Annotated in this window: 14 protein-coding genes and 1 tRNA gene; 12 read left to right on the forward strand and 3 right to left on the reverse strand. The window is 38.0% G+C overall.

Translation table 11 applies throughout. The annotated features are described in order from the left end of the window. The first annotated feature begins 346 nt into the window (after positions 1-346). Positions 347-2,932: a DNA translocase FtsK gene (locus D1092_RS00910; protein WP_120121777.1), complete on the forward strand. Its 2,586-nt coding sequence runs from the start codon at positions 347-349 to the stop codon at positions 2,930-2,932. A 1,107-nt stretch (positions 2,933-4,039) separates the two neighbouring features. After that, positions 4,040-5,740 (forward strand): PAS domain-containing sensor histidine kinase, encoded by a 1,701-nt coding sequence (locus tag D1092_RS00915; protein WP_120121778.1) that lies wholly within the window; start codon positions 4,040-4,042, stop codon positions 5,738-5,740. An 18-nt stretch (positions 5,741-5,758) separates the two neighbouring features. Here the strand turns inward: D1092_RS00915 and mscL are convergent, their stop codons facing one another. Next, positions 5,759-6,169 carry a large conductance mechanosensitive channel protein MscL gene (gene mscL, locus D1092_RS00920; protein ID WP_120121779.1) on the reverse strand — a complete coding sequence of 137 codons (411 nt, stop codon included), beginning with the start codon at positions 6,167-6,169 and terminating at the stop codon, positions 5,759-5,761. A 1,578-nt stretch (positions 6,170-7,747) separates the two neighbouring features. Here mscL and D1092_RS00925 point away from each other — a divergent pair. The 9 genes from D1092_RS00925 (at position 7,748) to D1092_RS09720 (ending at position 13,669) form a co-directional block, all read left to right on the forward strand. Further along, entirely contained in the window at positions 7,748-8,830 is a 1,083-nt protein-coding gene (locus D1092_RS00925) for a quinone-dependent dihydroorotate dehydrogenase (protein WP_120121781.1), read from the forward strand. 136 nt (positions 8,831-8,966) lie between these two features. Next, a tRNA-His gene (locus tag D1092_RS00930) sits at positions 8,967-9,043 on the forward strand. Positions 9,044-9,930: 887 nt separating this feature from the next. Beyond that, positions 9,931-10,056: a hypothetical protein gene (locus D1092_RS09990; protein WP_277623166.1), complete on the forward strand. Its 126-nt coding sequence runs from the start codon at positions 9,931-9,933 to the stop codon at positions 10,054-10,056. Between the two features lie 35 nt (positions 10,057-10,091). Beyond that, entirely contained in the window at positions 10,092-10,427 is a 336-nt protein-coding gene (locus D1092_RS00935) for a hypothetical protein (RefSeq protein ID WP_151030296.1), read from the forward strand. A 14-nt stretch (positions 10,428-10,441) separates the two neighbouring features. Beyond that, positions 10,442-11,035: an MFS transporter gene (locus D1092_RS09995; protein WP_120121783.1), complete on the forward strand. Its 594-nt coding sequence runs from the start codon at positions 10,442-10,444 to the stop codon at positions 11,033-11,035. Beyond that, positions 10,971-11,576: an MFS transporter gene (locus tag D1092_RS10000; RefSeq protein ID WP_167309292.1), complete on the forward strand. Its 606-nt coding sequence runs from the start codon at positions 10,971-10,973 to the stop codon at positions 11,574-11,576. Before D1092_RS09995 ends, D1092_RS10000 begins: the two co-directional genes overlap by 65 nt. Positions 11,577-12,291: 715 nt before the next feature. Further along, a complete protein-coding gene (locus D1092_RS00950; protein ID WP_174767353.1) occupies positions 12,292-12,696 on the forward strand; it encodes a hypothetical protein in 405 nt (134 codons plus the stop codon). Between the two features lies 1 nt (position 12,697). Next, on the forward strand, positions 12,698-13,201 hold the full coding sequence (locus D1092_RS00955; protein ID WP_120121785.1) for a DUF6622 family protein: 504 nt from the start codon (positions 12,698-12,700) through the stop codon (positions 13,199-13,201). Between the two features lie 300 nt (positions 13,202-13,501). Then, entirely contained in the window at positions 13,502-13,669 is a 168-nt protein-coding gene (locus tag D1092_RS09720; RefSeq protein ID WP_241436782.1) for a hypothetical protein, read from the forward strand. Positions 13,670-14,180: 511 nt separating this feature from the next. Here D1092_RS09720 and D1092_RS00970 read toward each other — a convergent pair. Both D1092_RS00970 and D1092_RS00975 read right to left on the reverse strand, forming a co-directional pair. After that, positions 14,181-15,401 (reverse strand): MFS transporter, encoded by a 1,221-nt coding sequence (locus D1092_RS00970; protein ID WP_120121786.1) that lies wholly within the window; start codon positions 15,399-15,401, stop codon positions 14,181-14,183. 10 nt (positions 15,402-15,411) lie between these two features. Next, complete coding sequence (locus D1092_RS00975; RefSeq protein ID WP_174767354.1) at positions 15,412-16,833, reverse strand: coproporphyrinogen III oxidase; 1,422 nt, start codon at positions 16,831-16,833, stop codon at positions 15,412-15,414. Positions 16,834-17,252: 419 nt separating this feature from the next. Between D1092_RS00975 and D1092_RS00980 the strand changes: the two genes are divergently transcribed. Then, on the forward strand, positions 17,253-17,900 hold the full coding sequence (locus tag D1092_RS00980; RefSeq protein WP_338155462.1) for a type III PLP-dependent enzyme domain-containing protein: 648 nt from the start codon (positions 17,253-17,255) through the stop codon (positions 17,898-17,900). Positions 17,901-17,912 lie beyond the last annotated feature (12 nt).

Below are 17,912 nucleotides of genomic sequence, written 5' to 3' on the forward strand. Positions count from 1 at the left end.
ATGATCATCAAATATGGGGGTTAAATAGAGCAATGCTTCTATAACTGTTTGTATTATTGGGACTAATCGTTTTTATAAAAGGGGAGGCGAAGAGGGGTATAGATAACTTTCTTGACGCTTTTTATCATGAAGTTTTTTCAAAATAAATGGAATACACGCGATAGGACATTATAAACCTTAGCAATTGCTGTCATACACTTTAAAAGAAAATATTATGCATTTTGACCTTATTTTTTTCATTAAAAAGGAACCATCAGCAAAAGGTTATTAACCTTCATATGATAGCTTCTATAAATTCTTTTTGAAAAGGTCATTTTTCTCATTGCTATAAATTTGTTGGGTTCCCATGCATAATTCGAAAACAAAATCTATTTCTACGTCTGTTTTGTCTGATAATGGTACGAAAGGCGCATCAAAAGAAGATTTGTCTATTAAGATTACAGATATATTTCCTTATCCGGAAGTGTGGAAAAAGGCATTTACCCTCGGAAAAAATGTCCGTTTTACACGAACTCCAGAAGTTGAGATTTTACGTCGTCGTATAGAAACAGATCCAGTTTTTGCAAAACAATTTAAAATTTTTACGAAGCAAGATCGAAAAAAAATTACAGATGTTACGCATTTTAACAAGAAAACAACAAATATTCTATCGACAAAAAAAGTCATTAATCCCCTCTCGATAGAGAATAAAACCTCAGTTTGTCATTCAACAGTTTTAAAGCAGTTGTCACAGGAAGCTATTAGCATACCATCAGCCAATATTTCCCTTGAGGAAGATAACCAAGAGCATGAATTATACGTGAAAAATGAGCTACAAAAAATAAAGCCTGCTCTACACCTTTCTGATGATGCATTTTTTGAGTGTGGGTCTTTGATATTTGAGCCTGTGGATACTCAAACTTCAAAAGAGGATGGTACACCGGTTGATGTAACAAATGAAACGAAACATGATACACTTGATATCCCTTCTACCTTTGATGACTCAATAACGGCTCTTTACCGTGTTCTTGAATACCGTTTTCCGCAACTCTATGATTCAATTACATCAGAATCTTCAGCGGAAAGGATGAGAGGCGTTGAGCAAATTTCTGATTTAATGAATACGAGTAATGATCCTATAAGGGAATCTAAAGAGTATCATTCTAAGCTTTCTGTTGAAGATTCCACTCATATGTTAAATGATACTGAGGTATTAAGTAACACTGGGGATACTATAGAGACAGAGGAACCCCATAATACTGTTGCCCATAATGCTATAGATTGCCAAACAAAGGATGTCACAAAGAATTCAAAAGAGTTTTCTGTGATGCAAGCAAGCGATAAAACGAAAACATTGCAATCTACCCGCGCGCCCTTAGGCAATCATAATTCTTCTTTTATGAAAAATATTCAATCTATTGACTGTGATGTTTATGAGTTTCCCCCGATTAGTTTATTACAGAAACCTGTTTTCCATGAAGGGACGGTGATTTCTCAGGAAACATTAGAACGTGGCGCTGGACTTTTGGAAAGTGTTTTGGAAGATTTTGGCATTAAGGGTGAAATTATCCATGTCCATCCAGGGCCAGTTGTAACAATGTATGAATTTGAGCCTGCTGCAGGTGTAAAGTCATCGCGTGTTATTAATCTTTCTGATGATATTGCACGTTCTATGTCTGCTATTTCCACACGCGTTGCTGTCATTCCTGGACGGAATGTTATTGGGATTGAGTTGCCTAATGCGGTTCGTGAAACTGTTTATTTACGGGAATTAATCCAAACGCGTTCTTTTCGTGAAAGTGAATTTAAGCTTGCTCTTGCTTTGGGGAAAGGAATTAATGGGGAACCTGTTATTGCCGAATTAGCGAAAATGCCTCATTTATTGGTTGCAGGGACAACCGGATCAGGAAAATCTGTTGCAATTAATACAATGATTTTATCGATTCTTTATCGGATGACGCCCCAGCAGTGTCGTTTGATTATGGTTGATCCTAAAATGTTAGAGCTTTCTGTTTATGATGGCATTCCACATCTTTTAACACCTGTTGTAACAGATCCTAAAAAAGCGGTCACCGCTTTAAAATGGGCGGTTCGAGAAATGGAAGAGCGCTATCGCAAAATGGCGAAATTAGGTGTGCGTAATATTGATGGTTTTAATGCACGCGTTGCTCTTGCGGCTCAAAAAGGTGAAACGATCATGTGTACTGTACAGTCGGGTTTTGATAAAGAAACAGGGGAAATGCTTTATCATGAAGAAGCCATGGATCTTACACAGCTTCCTTATATTGTCGTGATTGTTGATGAAATGGCTGATCTTATGATGGTGGCAGGGAAAGAAATTGAGAATGCCATTCAGCGTTTAGCGCAAATGGCGCGTGCAGCAGGTATCCATCTGATTATGGCAACGCAGCGTCCTTCTGTTGATGTTATCACGGGGACAATTAAGGCAAACTTTCCTACCCGCATTTCTTTTCAGGTTACATCAAAAATTGATAGTCGTACGATTTTAGGTGAACAAGGGGCTGAAACGCTTTTAGGTCAAGGAGATATGCTTCATATGGCAGGGGGGGGGCGTATTGTACGCGTTCATGGACCTTTTGTCTCTGATGAAGAAGTTGAATCGATTGTTGCTCATCTTAAAATGCAAGGAAAACCTGATTATTTAGCAACGGTCACGGATAATGAAGACGAAAACAATGATGATGTTTCTACTGGTACGACGACTGAAATTTCTGAGGAAGAAAATTTTGATGAAGAAAGTGAGAGACTCTATAACCAAGCTGTAAAGATTGTTATGCGTGATAAAAAATGTTCAACATCTTATATACAGCGCCGTCTTTCAATCGGTTATAATAAAGCAGCTTCTCTTGTTGAGCGTATGGAGGAAAAAGGTATTGTGGGAGCCGCCAATCACGTTGGAAAACGTGAAATTTTACTCAATGAAGGAAAATAAATGAGCATATTTAAAATATACGATTTTTAAAATGTCAGATAGTCATTATTTAAAGAGCGAATGTGTGTTTTATTTTTTTAAGTCAGATCTGACCATCTATTTATTTTTTGAGAGCCCTATTAAAAAAATTGAGTAGAGAATAATAAAGCAACCTTTTAATGGCTCATGAGAAGAACAAGTTGATACAAAAGGGGGGAGATGTTTGTAACATTTCTCGAGGGTCTTGAATGTGAATAAATGAAATAAATCTTTGATGAGAAAACAGATGATTTTTGTTTTTTTCTGTAGTGGTTTTAATGAAAAAGGGTCTTTAAAGTATTCTGGAAAACATCATAAGAAGAGTCTCCAAAGATCTTGGATGCTTTAAAACGCTACGAATTTATGATTATTGGATGTCTTTGCGTAAGATAAGGTGTTTTTACGAGAATCTTTATTTATTTTTTTAGCTTCTGATTTTAATAATATAATATATTGAATTACAAAGATAATTTATCTTTATTCCTATTGAATAAAAGCCTCAAGTATCGTAAAATTTTCTCGTCTCAAGTCTGTTTATATTGAAACAATCAAAATCGTTTTGTACTTCATAGTAGAAGCGGTGGAGGATAAAAAAATATTTAAAAGGAATAAAAATACCTCTTATGAACATTTTCCAATACAAAAACTATTGGATATATTATGGACTGGGCGAGTATAATAATAGTGCGAGCGAGCTCTTTTAGAAGAATAAAAAGGTAAAATCATAATGCTGTGTTATTCTTTATGAGGTCTTTACATTACAACATTACCGATGCCGCCATAATAAAATAAGCTTGGAACAAGGTGCTTCTTTAAGACAGGTGTATGAGTACATGAAATAAGTACATTCTTTTGGGAGTTACTATTTTATGTGAGGGGCATTTTTCTTTGTAACAAGCTTTATTACAACAATAGGGAAACAAGTAATAGTGTTGGAAGATTTTTTACTCTTGTTTTGTTGGTGAAACAGTCAAAATTTTGCTACAGATAATTGATAATGAGATATCAAGTTTTTAACGAGAGCAGGTATTTTTAAATAAATTAGCATTATTCGTTTGAGAGTTAATCCAACACTTTTTAGTTTTAGTTATGTCATTAAAAGCAGATGAGTTAAGTACAAGTGGATTAGAATGTAAGCAAGAAGCTTTTTGTTTTACACCAGAGCTTTTGCCTCGGCCTTTTACATGGGAAATTGATTGCAACGGTTTATTTTGTGAAGTTTCAAAAGAGTTAGCTGAAGTTGTTGGGCCTCTCTCTTCCTCTATTTTAGGATGTAGTTTTCATGAGCTTGCTTATCAATTTAATGATGATCGATATCTGGTTCTCAGTCGTTTTATTGAAGCAGCTATGCCGTGGAGTAAAGAGATTGTTCAATGGCCTGTTGATGGTTGCTCAAAATGGCTTGATGTTGAATTGTCGGCTTTGCCAATTTTTGATGTTAAAAAGCAACTTAAGGGGTTTCGTGGTTTTGGGATTTTAAAAATACAAGAAAAAGTTCAAGAAAAAAGAGATGGAAATCTGGCGACGGAAATGCCGCATCTTACGGAGATAGAGCGCTCAGCTTTTCGTGAGATTGCAGAGCAATTACGTGATGAATTGAACTCATCAGTAAAAGAAGAAAACTTTGTTGAAGAAACAACTATTCAGTTACCACATCCACAAACATTGCCAGTAAATGCTATAGAACAAGTGCTCATAAAAGAACCCGCTGCAGTTTTATCATTGTTGGATACAGCAACAGATGGTGTTTTATGGTTAGATGAACAAGGCTTTATTCAATCAGCAAGTAAGGCTGCTTTAGCATTAATGGGTTATGAAATAAATGAACTACGAGGACAACCACTCTCTTCACTCTTTACTTTGCCAAGTCGATTTTTGGTTGAAAAATATTTTAAATTAATCCGTATAAAGAAAAAAAATCAGATTTTAAAATGCAGTGAAACAGCTGATTTAATGACGAAAAGTCATAAAAATAGAACTGTTTTTATAACGATTGTATTTTTGGCACAGCAAGGCAATTATGCTGTTATGTTGCGTGATATAACAAAAACAGTTCTATCAGAAGAAAAAAAAGCAGAAGAGAATAAAATCGTCGGAGTTGTTCATGAAATACGGACACCTTTGAATGCTCTTATTGGTTTTGCAGAAATTATGAGAGAGGGCCGTTTTGGTTCGATAGAAAATGAGCGTTATCATGGATATTTACGCGATATTATCTCCTCTGGAAAACATATATTATCACTCATTAACCAATTACTAGAATGTTCAAAGATCAATTACTCTGGTTCCGATAACCAGAGTAATTCTTCCCTTACTTCTGAAACATTTGATGTGATATCTTGTTTACGTGCAACGATAGCTTTTCTTGAAACTCAAGCCAATCATAATGGTATTATCATGCGCATTGTTGCTCCACCACATGTTCCATTTATTCCTGTATCACAACAAATGTTTCGCCAGATTATATGGAATCTTCTTTCCAATGCTATTCGTTTTACCCCCTTGGGTGGTCAGATTATTATTCATGTTTCTTACAGAAAAGAACGCGTAAAAATTTCAGTGAGTGATAATGGTATAGGAATGAGCCAAGAAGAGATTGTACAGGCCCTACAACCTTATGGTCAAGTAGAGCGCAAAGATGGTCGATCTGGTGACAGTGCTTTTATGGGTACAGGCCTAGGACTTCCTATGTGTAAGGCAATGGTGGAAGAAAGAGGGGGAGAATTTTTATTGTTCTCAAAACCCAATCATGGAACAACTGTGGAAATGTTTTTTCCTCGTGTTCCATGATATAAATCTTGTATAAATTTACTTTTTCTTAGCTAGAAGGTCTCTAATTTCTGTTAAAAGTTGTTCTTCTGAAGAGGTTTTTTTGGGGTTTTCTCCTTCTTCTTTTCTACGAATTTTATTCATAGCTTTAACGAAGAAAAAAAGAACCCAAGCAATAATGAGAAAATTGATCAATAAAGTGATAAAGTGCCCATAGCTAATAGTTGCTCCTGCTGCTTTGGCTGCACTCAAAGTCGCTTGTTTTTCGCCAGCAAGTTGAATAAACATATTAGAAAAATCAATTCCACCTGTAAAAAGCCCAATGATTGGCATAAAAATATCATTGACCACTGAATTGACCAAGTTACCAAAAGCGCCACCGATGATCACACCAATAGCAAGATCAATCATATTACCTTTTAGGGCAAATTCTTTAAATTCTTTAAGCATTGCGGTTTCCCCTTTATGTAAGCGATATACGGTAATTTACTTACCGCTTTTGATGAAAAAGGAAAGGGCAGATTTTATCTTCAGAATTATACTACAACATTAATATTATTTTCCAATAACTTTATGCGGCTTAATAAATAGCTCTATGAATTCTATTTGAAATACATATTTCTCATAGAGGAGCTTTTTTGATAAAAACGGTATCTTCTTTCAGGAAGCTTCGTGAATAAAGTATTATATATTGGTATAAAAAGAGAATTGAGAATAAAAAAATTATGTTTCAGCTCTGATGGGCAAATGGATCGATGAAGCGGCATAAAACTTACAGTTTGCCTCCTCTTAACTCAGCAAGCGATAGAGAAATGAGGAGCATAAGCTTATCTAAAAGCTATTTGTACTTTATTGCATAGGTTGAAAATGATTATAATTTTAACAGAAAATGACGCATTGATTTATGATGATAAATCATCCCTTTTAACTTAAATCATAACGTTGAATATCGTAAAATTTCTCCATTACAGTCTCTTTCATTAAAAAAATCAAATACTTGCATGTCATAAACAGGGCTGGTACGTTGGTAAAAAACACGAAAGAAATAAAATTCCTCTTATCAATCGTCTCAAGTACTAAGAGTTGTAGAAATATTCAGAATAAGCAAAATGTGTGATAGTGCTGGCTTGTTGTGCCATAAGCGTAAAGATGCTTGTGCTCTATAAGTTTTATGTATTTTATAGGGCTTTATCGTTATATCCAATCACGGATGGTATCGTGAAATAGGGTGAACAGCATTAAAAAATATTTCTTTAAAGAAAGAATTATCAATCCAATGTGGAGTTCTGTTTTATATGAAGGGTTTGCCTCCCATTGGAGACATATTTTATCAGTTGATAAATATGAGAGATATAGGTTTTACAAGATCGTTTTGGTTTACAAGGCGCGAGTACGATAAGTGTATGTTTAATGATCAACTGTCATTACTTAAACTGTATGTTAGACCAAGCATCGATAGATGCAAAACTGTATTTTGTGCACCAGCAATGGTAACAACACAGATTCTTCAAAATTTTATTAATATATTACAAACGGTTGAATACTACGCTGCTAAATGGCGCAACAATGGTATGAATGTAAGATGATTTTACGAACTATTTACTCTCAATGCTAGGAGAAAAACAGCTTTATGGAGCAACCTTTTTTTCTGTTGAAAACGATATTATACCAAGGAATTTAGGGAATAGAGATCATTTTCTTTTATAAAGGGATTATGAGCTTGCTTGCAAGAGATAAGATCGTAGTTTGTTGAAGAGCTATTGATATCTCAAGTCATACGTCATATGGGCATTTCATATTTTATAAGATTTAGGATTTACAAACATATTTAATTACTAACAATTGTGAAAAGAGAAAATTATTTTCTATTCAGGTTCCGTAAAAATTCGTGTGAATGCCGATGAGGTGATAAGCTTTCTTATGAAAGGGTGGGGTATTATATGAATGATATGCTCTTTTAGCGATCTTTTGTGTTAAAAGGTGTATGTGAAGTGTGATGGATCATTTTTATGTTGTGGAGAAGGATTGATGAGTTTTTTTCGTTGTATTGGCCGTTCTGCTTTATTTATGTTGGATCCAGAGCATGCGCACCGTTTAGCGATTGTCGGATTAAAAAGTGGATTAAACGGTTGTCAAAAGATTGTTGATAAGCGATTGTGTGTAAATATTGCAGGCCTTGAGTTTAAAAACTTTATCGGTCTTGCCGCGGGTTTTGATAAAAATGCAGAGGTTGTTAATGAAATTTTTCGTTTAGGATTTGGTTTTACTGAAATTGGAACAGTGACACCAAAACCTCAGATTGGCAATCCTAAACCACGGCTTTTTCGTTTAAAAGAAGATGAAGCAATTATTAATAGAATGGGTTTTAATAATGACGGGCATCAAGTTGTTTACGATAGACTACGAATATGTCAAAAAACTGGTGTTGTAGGGGTCAACATTGGAGCCAATAAGGATACGGTTAATAAGATTGACGATTATACTGTTGGCATTGCTCATTTTTATGATGTTGCGAATTATTTTACGGTTAATATTTCTTCTCCTAATACACCAGGTTTACGCGATTTACAGACTCGTGATAGTTTGCATCTTTTGTTGAATGCCATTTCACAAGCGCGAAAGGAGCAAGAGAAAAAGCATGGATTTTCGATTCCACTTTTTTTAAAAATTGCACCAGATTTATCAGAAAAAGAATTGGATGATATTGCTGAAGAAATACAGCATTCTGATTTTGATGGTCTTATTGTTTCCAATACGACTCTTTCACGCCAAGGACTTAATAATGTACATTTCCGAAATGAAGAGGGGGGACTTTCTGGGCGTCCACTTTTTGAGCGTTCTACGATTGTGCTTGCAAAAATGCGTCAAAAGTTAGGAAAGGAGATTGCAATTATCGGCGTTGGCGGTGTAAAGAATGCTGAAACCGCTTTGGAAAAAATAAAAGCAGGCGCAGATTTGATTCAATTATATAGTGGAATGGTTTATGAAGGCCCAAATCTTGTCATAACTATTCTGAAAGAGATTTTGCAGATGATGCAACAAGATGGTGTTGACAACATACAAGGCTATCGCGATCATGGTCTTGAGCATTGGGCAAAATTTTCTTTGTAAAAAACATTTTTTCTTCACAAAAAATTGTAAGATTTTTCTTAAGGGGCTTGCAAACTTTATTGATCTTCCTTATGTCACATAAGCAGAGAATAAATGTTTACAAAATCGTGAACAGTTATGATAGATTTTCTTTTATGCGGTTGTAGCTCAGTTGGTTAGAGCGCTGGTTTGTGGCACCAGAGGTCGTAGGTTCAAATCCCACCAACCGTACCATTTATCTTTTCCAACTTTTCTAATTCTTAATTTTTGACGATTTTTTGCGTGGTTAAAAGCCGCGCTTGGCGGGCTTTTTTGCATGTGAACCATCATGGAGCAGAAACCTTGCGCGGATGATCTTTCTCAAATTTTTCCAAAAACGGAATGATACGATCAATAATCGCTTGAAATATAAATGGGTTAACTAAATCTATGATTCTGATTGTAATTGCAAAAATAAATATTTCTATCATTATATTTATATATTTTTAGTATATTTTGTAAACTAAGAAAATCTTATTTTACTTTCATTATTATTGTTCATAATATAAACTACTAAGTTTAAGAACATAAAATAAGTAAGCATAAATTTACTAATATATGCCATATTTTTGACGTAATAACCTAGATTTCGTCAACTATATATTATAAATATGAACTTGCATGAAAGTGCATTCATATTTCCAGGGATATTTCGGTGGCTGATTATAGGTAAACCGTTCGGGCGCGGGGACATAAGTAGCCTTGGGAGGATTTGTTTATACACTAAAATTGGACAAAATAAATGGGAAGTTCAAGTTCACATTCAGGTGGTTTGTACGGTGTTGGAATATTGACGGGCTTTTGATGTAGTTCTTTGGGTTATCCTAAAGTCTAGAGCAGCCACCCCAAGAGGGGTAGTTTCTGGAGCAATAGTAGCCGGGGTCCGTGGTGCATCCGCGGGTATTGCTAAAGCTGTTTGGGATTGTGTTCGCTCTAAGTGGTGAAATTGTTGTTTAACCTGGCTTTATTAACAAGGTAAAGACCTTGCTAAGGGGTACACTATCAGCCTCTTAGCAGGGAGTTTTTCTCCGGCAATAATACCTTGGTATGTTTGGGAGGGCAAGGCGCTTTAAGGAAATTATATGTCTGACTTTGCTGTTGGATCTGCGTTCAAATTAGATAGTGCTTTCATACTCGCTCAATTAGGTGCGGAGGAAGTTTGTATGGGTTACAGCAGTTTTGTGAATGAATCACAAAAAGAACATTAAGTTTTATATTCAGGGGTGGGAAGGAGGAATTGTCTTTGCGCGTGTTGTATATGATTGCCCCCGATTGGGATCACGATTATATCAAAATTTGGGAAAAGGATAAGGAATGCGCACCGTTATTAGAGGAACGCGTCGTTGGTTCAGCCTCAGGAGCGGCAGATCATCAGATTATAAAGCTTATGAGGCAAGTAGAAGATGTGGTAAATTTTGTTTATAGCGGTAAAAAACCAGTTGTTGAATTTGCTGACCTCGGTGCAGCGATTGACTTACAAAAAATGCTCAATGACATAAATAGTTATTCAGGTCGTTACAGGGCGCCTATTTTTTCAGTTAAGGGACAAAAAAGGGTTATTGATTACCATAATTCTTAGGTCAGAAGGTTGCCATGTTTAAAATTCTTTTTATCTCGCTGGCTATGTTTGCATTAGGTTTGGATGCTTATGTTGTTGCCGGTCTTCTTCCCAAAATTGCCGTCAGCTTTGATTTGAGTGAAGCCGCGGTAGGGCAAGCTGTGACAATTTTTACATTCTGTTATGCGCTTTCTGCCCCTTTTTTTACTCTGCTTTTTGCAATGAAAGAGGCAAGAAAAACTCTGCTTTATGCACTGCTCGTTTTCTTTGTTGCTAATGGTGTAAGCGCGTGTTCTGTCAACTATCCGATGTTGCTTGTCTCTCGTGCTATTGCTGGCTTTGGGGCTGGTTTGTTTTCTCCTATAGCTATGGTCGCTGCTACGCATCTCGTATGTGCTGAGAAGAAGGGGCGCGCATTAGGCATGACACTTGGTGGTATGAGTTGTGGGACAGTGTTAGGCGTGCCGCTTGGTTTGCTGATTAGCGATTATTTTAGCTGGCGTGCCAGCTTTGGGTTGGTGGTTTTATTTTCAATAATAGCTTTTGTTGGGCTTTGGCGGGGGGGTGCCACGGCTTGCAATTGCTGCGCCAGCGTCTGTAAAAGAGAGAATACGGGTCTTAGCAGATAAAAGAGTTTTTATTACAGTTTTTATTACTCTTCTGACAGCGATTGCGAGCTTAGGCGCATATACTTATATGATCCCTATTATTGCAAGATCTGTTCCTAATCTCGACATGGTTGCCGCTTTTTGGGTTTGGGGTGCAGGTGGCGTTATTGGGAGTTTTTCTATCGGTTATTTAATTGATAAAACGAAAGGTACGCCTTTATTATTAGCGCTTCTTGCATTCATGGCCATGGCGATTTTTTCGTTGTATTTCGCGCAATATTTGCACAGCATTTTATTTTTCCCGTTGTTTGTTTGGGGGATGACAGGGTGGGCTTCTTTGGCGCCGCAACAGCATAGTTTGTTATCCTATCAACCACAACATAGTAATGCTGTATTAGCGCTTAATGGTTCTTGTAATTATCTTGGAAGTGCATTAGGCGCCTTATTGGGGGGGGTGGTTGGATCGTTTTTATCGTACAGCTATATACCTTTATTCGCTACCCTTATTCTTATCGTGGCTTTTTTACTAAAGATTATGTTAACTAGGTGCCTAGAGCCATGAGCCGCGGTGATGCTAAGCGTGTCTCGCAGCTTAGCTGTAATGGTTGACCAATTTAAGCAGCGCTTGTAGGTGCGAAAGAGAACCCTGTACTTTCTAAATACAAGGGCAGTGGCCTAGAGGCATCGTAATTAGGTGTAGGGACATATACGGTGAGTTTATTGCGTTAATTTGAGCTATGTTAGCCTAAAAGTCTTTCTTTAGACAAAAGTGCGTTGGCCTCGCACGTATTATTTATTCGGTGGGGCTTGGCAGGCCTTCAAAGTTAGCAGTGATCTCAGCGCGGTTTGCGACACTTGCTGAGAACATTAATATTTCCTGTTGGTTTGCGCGCATTTTACTTCTGAAAAAATGAGAACGTTCGAACCGATGTAACGCGTGCAGTACCAAGAGAGACGTCATTTCTGCACTAATCGGGGGGGACCACTGACCCCACGCATATGGGAGCCTGCAATATGCTATCTACGCTTTCTAGTGTCCCTCCTTTCTATTATCCTCCATGAGATTGAAGCCGGAAAGCTGAGGCGGCGGTAACGCATTATTGCAAGGGGGATGCACCATGTTAACATAATAATCTCTTTTATTCCGTGGGAGTATTTACTCTTGGGTTATCAATAGAAACATTTTAACTCTGGTCGAACGCTCTATTATCTTGACTGTGATTTTATTGTCCATTATTGCTGTGAAGATTAAAATTGTCCAACAGGGGGAGCCCGTGATGATTACGAACATTCTGACAGTTATTGTCCTGTTTGTTAATTATTTCGCTGGATGGTCTACACTTTTATTGAACTACCCCACAGTTTTTTGCTATCTGTCACTTGCTCTGGTTTCATTGATGAGCTTGCTGGTAAAGAAACCCTTTACTATTTTTTATGCTCATGCTGGTATTTCTGAAGAAAAACGCAAACATATCCTTTTTTATCTCATCAATAAATATATTACATGGATTTGGGTCATCATCTTTTTTGCCAATGGTCTTCTCGTGACTTTTTTGCATGGCCCCCCCCCCCCCAAGCTTTGGTGGGGCACTATGGGCTTAATTTGTGCTGGTATTCTTTTTTCTAAATATCTTCCTAACATCATGCAATATTTTTATCGCGTCAAACATCATGGAGCATAATATGTCATTGTTTAATATTCTGACTGGAACCCCTTTATGGGTCTGGGGGTTGCTTATTTTTCTCATTGCGTGGGGAGTAATCGCATTGAAAGATAGGGAAATGGGAGTTTACCGCCTTTTTCTCTTGCCGGTGGTCTTTCTTTTTTTGGGCGCAAGCGATGTGATTAACAAGCTGGCGTTCCCGCTCTGGGGAGCAGTCTCAATGTTGGTGGGGCTGATGATCGGCTTTGGCGTTGGCTGGTTGCTCTGGCGTGCCACTCCGCGTTTAAAAATCAAAGAGGGAACGGATCTCATTATTCGGCCTGGTACACCGTTGACGCTGATATTTATTCTTATCACTTTTGTCATCAAATTCACATTGATTGTTTTTCTCAATGTTAAACCTGATTTGAAACATGCATTTGATTTTAACCTTCTTTTTGGTCTTTTAAATGGGTTCACTGCTGGTGTGTTTTGGGGCGGCACATTAAATTTATATAGATCATTTCGAAAGAATCCAAATTAATCCCTATACCATTAGCTGTGGGGGCTTCCCATTAGAACTATCTCAATAGAAGCTTATTTCTAACAACAACGCTGCATACAAATGCAGCGTTGCCTCGTAGTTTCAAATTTTTTTTATCTCAGCGCGTGAATACGTGAGGGAAGTGATATATCTGACTATGACTTATTGTGTTTGGCTATGCTGCATGTGAAGCAATTTTAAATTTACCCGTGGTGATATGTCGTCAAATTAGAAATTCAGTGCTTCGATTTCTCAGAAATGTGACGTGCACCAGAATATAACCATATTGGGGATGGTTTTGTGCCAATTGATAAGCTTACTGATAATGTTTGTAAGTGCCATAATAAAGCACAAAGAGAAATAGAAAACCGCCGTCTTTATTATACGAAACAGCGCGCCAACTTAGAACGCGAAATTATTGCTTTTGCAAAGCAAGGCAAAAAAAGCAAAATGATCAAAATGTGGTAATGCGAATTGATCTAGCTAACTTGCGTAAGCGAAAAGAGGGAAAACAAGCACAAGAAACTTTGCAAAATAAAGAGAACAGCTTATACGACATTTTGCATGAAAGTAAATTTGCAGAGGATACAGAAATAAATAAGATAAAAGGAATTGCGACGTACAAAAGAAATATTCATAGACATATTTTCTAAGCATAACGGAGAAGAACAAAGATGAGTATAATAGCGGGTGATGGATTAACTGGAGTATAAGTGGGTATTGCTAGGGCGGTGTTTTGGGTTAAGGATTGCGCTCCGTACGCTATAAGCTCTCTGCATCCTTTATATAGGTGTTGAGGTCATCGCTCAATGCAACGTAAAGGGTCTGTTTTGCCTTTAGCGCTTGTTTCACTTCTTTCATAGTTCCGCTGCTCTATCAGCCATTATGGTGATAATTTCCTCGTCCAAAGAACAGATCAATTGATTGCGTCATAGGGTATGTGTGCCTTTTCCGACCAATGTTTTTTTTAAAGCAGCTGTTACCTCGTGGCAGGGTTGGGTGTGTCTATATGATCAGCCTGCCAAAGAAATGGAAGCGTTATCGCTATAGCCACCAATAGTACTCCAGCGATAGAGATGGCAGCAAACTGCAATGATATAAAGGAACCAAGGACACCAACCAAAAAGCTTCCGACCGGCATTCCAGCATAGCCTATCACCCGAAAAGCAGAATTAGCTCGTCCGAGAAGTTGCTTTGGTGTGAGGCGCTGCCTGAAGGCGGTAACACTAATAAACCATAAGCTTGCTCCAACACCAGCAATAAAGGTGATACCCCATACGACGAGAGCACTTTTTGAAAAGGCTGGAATAAGTAGCAAGGCAACCGTTCCTAAGCCGTCAGTGAGAACAGCTAGACGTACCGGTGCATAGCGTATACGCGGCGCAAAGAGGGCACCTGCCATTGTACCAAGCGCGTAGGCTGCAAACATCACACCATATTGGCTGCTATGGAGGCCCAGATACTGAACGTCGGTAACGAAGAAGATGAACGAGGTTAGGAATGCTCCAAATACCACCGATAGAAAGAATGTGAGCAATGTAAGGGAGGTGAGATGCCGATTTGAAAAAATGAAACGAAAGCCGGCAATGATATAACGGAAAGTGATGTTTTCTTTATCAAATGCTGGCGATGTGGGAACAGCACGGCGAGCGGTAAAAATCAATGTGATAAAAAGCACGATTAACAGGCCGAAAAATAGCAATGTGCTATACCCTAAAATGCTGCTTGTTATGACAGGAGCAAGAAAATAGGAGACCCCGAAGTCTAAAAACAAAACAATTGAGTAGAAGGTCATCAATCGTTCTCCCTCCATGATAAGTGGTGGAATTGTCATGATATAAGCTTCGGCAGAAACGACGATGAATCCAGCAATGGTTGCATAGAAGAAAATTTGTTCGGCTGGAGCAATCTGTATCATAAGCAGTACGAACAGGATAATATGCAGTAGCATGAAGATGAGGAGAGCGGAGGTGGCCAGTTTTATTTTGTCGCAGCGATCAAGTAAAACGCCTGCAAGGATGCCGAAAATTGGCCATGCTAATGAGAAGAGACCTTGCGCCCAACTTACTCCGACTACGCTATATCCAGATTGTCTTGCTAATAGCGGGATGGCAGTGCGCAAAGCACCGCTGAGTAAGGCGAGCAGACTAACGGTTAGGCAAAAATAGCGTATGTTCTTATTGGCAAAAAGCGTGAACATTCTTTTCTCCTTAAGATGCCACACAGATTTCCGCTGATCCATCAAGTATGGTGGTTGTATTCAGCATGTTTGCGACATAGTCGTCCAAGATATACCTATCTGCTTGAGGTAGAAGAAAATACATGAGGTTGGAATACCATTGCCAACCACACAGAGTTAGCTGGAGATTGTTATCACTTTCTACGATGAGACCTGCGCCTATGAGCTGTTGTAGGTTATTGTATATGAAAGAGGGGAGTGCGATCCAGTCAATTCTTTCTTTTTTGGCATAGCCATTATAAAGTAGCCGCATACACAAAGCCTTGAAGGTTTGTTGCTCCGCTGATACCCAATTGTAGTATACTTTGGATTTTCCTTTAAGTTGTATGTCAGTAATGTATGCGCTTCGACTGGGATTGGCTCGTGTGACGCGTGAGCCGAGAATCGATAGTGCTGACGTCCCGAAGCCAACCACAGGACCGTCATGATAACCATGCAAATATTTGTGATAGTGGAAGTAATTAGCTGAACTTGTTTTAGCGAGCGTTAAAGGAGTGTTATTGGAAATTTTGATATAAGAATGCCCAATACATGGTGCATAGCTGCAGCTGCGCATAACGATATCGCTAAATAAGCGTAGCATCTGTCGATGCTGTAGACTGGATGGTTTTGGCCCTTTTTGTGCGTAAAATTTATGCAGTTGCGATGTGATAGCCAGATTGTTGATTGCATAGAGCTTGATGATTTCAGGGTGAAGCTCGCTGGCTTGCTTCAAATCGTATAATAGTTCTTCGGCTCGCAGGCTGTACATGCCATATAGTATGTCGAAACCGACAGGTCCAATTATCTCTTGTGACCAGTCCACGGTATTTTTGATTTGTTTACATGTTGAGGTGAGGTTAAACAATGAGCGGAAACGCTCAATGAAACTCTGTACACCGAAGTTGATCCGGTTAATGCCGGTCTCACGGGCAGCATAAAGTTTATCACGTGTGACGCTCTTCAGTTCGCTTTCCAGTGTAAACTCGGCTAAGGAAGAAAGCTCAAATTCGGCATGCAATACTTTTCCGATGTGTCGGATATTATCTGCGGACAAGAGCGACGGTGTAATGCCCCCTATATAGATGCTGCGGATGGGCCCTCTAAGCGAGAAAATGAAATTTCCTTTGGTTCTGATCTCTGTAGTAAGCGTTGATATATAAGCTTTGATTTGCTTAAGGTGCTTGTAGGCTTCTTTCTGAAAGGGACAGAAGGAATAGATAGTTTCGTAAAAGGGAATATACAAATAAAGAGAAATGGTATGCACTTGTGAAATCTGCTTACTTTGCGCTAGCTTATTAAAATTTAGGTAATCGTAAAATTCATTTGAAAGAGTGCGAAATAACAGATATATGAAGTTATAAATCAACTTGAGTTGATCGAACTTCACAAAAGAATAATTCACGAGTTGCATAGCTTCCCCCCCTCAATTTCTCAACTCGCAATATATTATTGACGTGTGACTGGTGATCCAATGGCCCGAGTGTATTATCAAGGACTTTCACGGAACATAATGAATCTTCCTTTGTAGAAGTCATATGTGTTACACATATGACTTAATTATATGAACTGGCTAGCTTGTTTAAGAGGCAATGTAAAGATAAAAAAATGTCTCTTTATAAAAGAACGTTCTCTTGCAATCTTATAGCCTGATATTGTAATTAGTATCCTGTTTTACGTGGTGGGGCTATGAATGCCTAGAGCGAGAAAAAGCAGTTTTTAACGGACGTGCGGAGCATCATTGTTATGTTGCTGGGGCTTGGGATTTGCGTCTGGTCATGAAATATCATTAGCGCAAAAAGATGGTTTTAAAGGTAAAGATATATTTTTAATATTCCTATAAAACTTCGAGAAGAGACAGAATTATCTATTAGAAAATATATAAATGTCCAGTGTGATAATATTATCGAATTACATGACATCATCGCTCTTGCCCGCTATTTTGACATAGCGCTTAAAATCTCATTGAGATTGTGCCATATCCTGGCAAATGAGGATAGATCGCGTTTTGGTATGACTGCGGTGGACTTACATGCCGCATTGTCTTTGCTAGAATCCAATAGAATTAGGCTTAATGGGGAGCATTTGCATGTGGGCTCTAATTTGAATTCGACTGAGTTAATTGTATCCACCTTAACTAAGGCTGGAAAGGATATTTACGCATTGAAGGATCAGATAAGTTTTATCAGTCTAGGCGGGGGATATCCAACTTCCACAGAGTTCTGCGATGCTGTGATGGTCAATGACGAATACCCTCGTAAAATTTATGAGGCATTGTCACAATTGGGTTGTGATTTACATAAGCTTACAGTAATTATTGAACCTAGGCGTGTTATATCTGAGATTATGGTTATTTATTTTCAATTGGATAAAATTGTCCAGTTTTGCGTTAGTAAACACATTTTATGGGTAACATGTATATGCTGTCCAATGGCTTCTGTAGACATTGATTCTAATTTGCCATTAATGACGATGTCTTAGTAACTCATAATG

This window comes from Bartonella krasnovii, assembly GCF_003606345.3.
Classification (GTDB): domain Bacteria; phylum Pseudomonadota; class Alphaproteobacteria; order Rhizobiales; family Rhizobiaceae; genus Bartonella; species Bartonella krasnovii.

Bases quoted from the DNA above. Each gene is read 5' to 3' on its own strand.
- D1092_RS00910 (WP_120121777.1), top strand. From the start codon at position 347: ATGCATAATTCGAAAACAAAATCTATTTCTACGTCTGTTTTGTCTGAT.
- D1092_RS00915 (WP_120121778.1), top strand. From the start codon at position 4,040: ATGTCATTAAAAGCAGATGAGTTAAGTACAAGTGGATTAGAATGTAAG.
- mscL (WP_120121779.1), bottom strand. From the start codon at position 6,169: ATGCTTAAAGAATTTAAAGAATTTGCCCTAAAAGGTAATATGATTGAT.
- D1092_RS00925 (WP_120121781.1), top strand. From the start codon at position 7,748: ATGAGTTTTTTTCGTTGTATTGGCCGTTCTGCTTTATTTATGTTGGAT.
- D1092_RS09990 (WP_277623166.1), top strand. From the start codon at position 9,931: ATGTCTGACTTTGCTGTTGGATCTGCGTTCAAATTAGATAGTGCTTTC.
- D1092_RS09995 (WP_120121783.1), top strand. From the start codon at position 10,442: ATGTTTAAAATTCTTTTTATCTCGCTGGCTATGTTTGCATTAGGTTTG.
- D1092_RS00950 (WP_174767353.1), top strand. From the start codon at position 12,292: ATGATTACGAACATTCTGACAGTTATTGTCCTGTTTGTTAATTATTTC.
- D1092_RS00955 (WP_120121785.1), top strand. From the start codon at position 12,698: ATGTCATTGTTTAATATTCTGACTGGAACCCCTTTATGGGTCTGGGGG.
- D1092_RS00970 (WP_120121786.1), bottom strand. From the start codon at position 15,401: ATGTTCACGCTTTTTGCCAATAAGAACATACGCTATTTTTGCCTAACC.
- D1092_RS00975 (WP_174767354.1), bottom strand. From the start codon at position 16,833: ATGCAACTCGTGAATTATTCTTTTGTGAAGTTCGATCAACTCAAGTTG.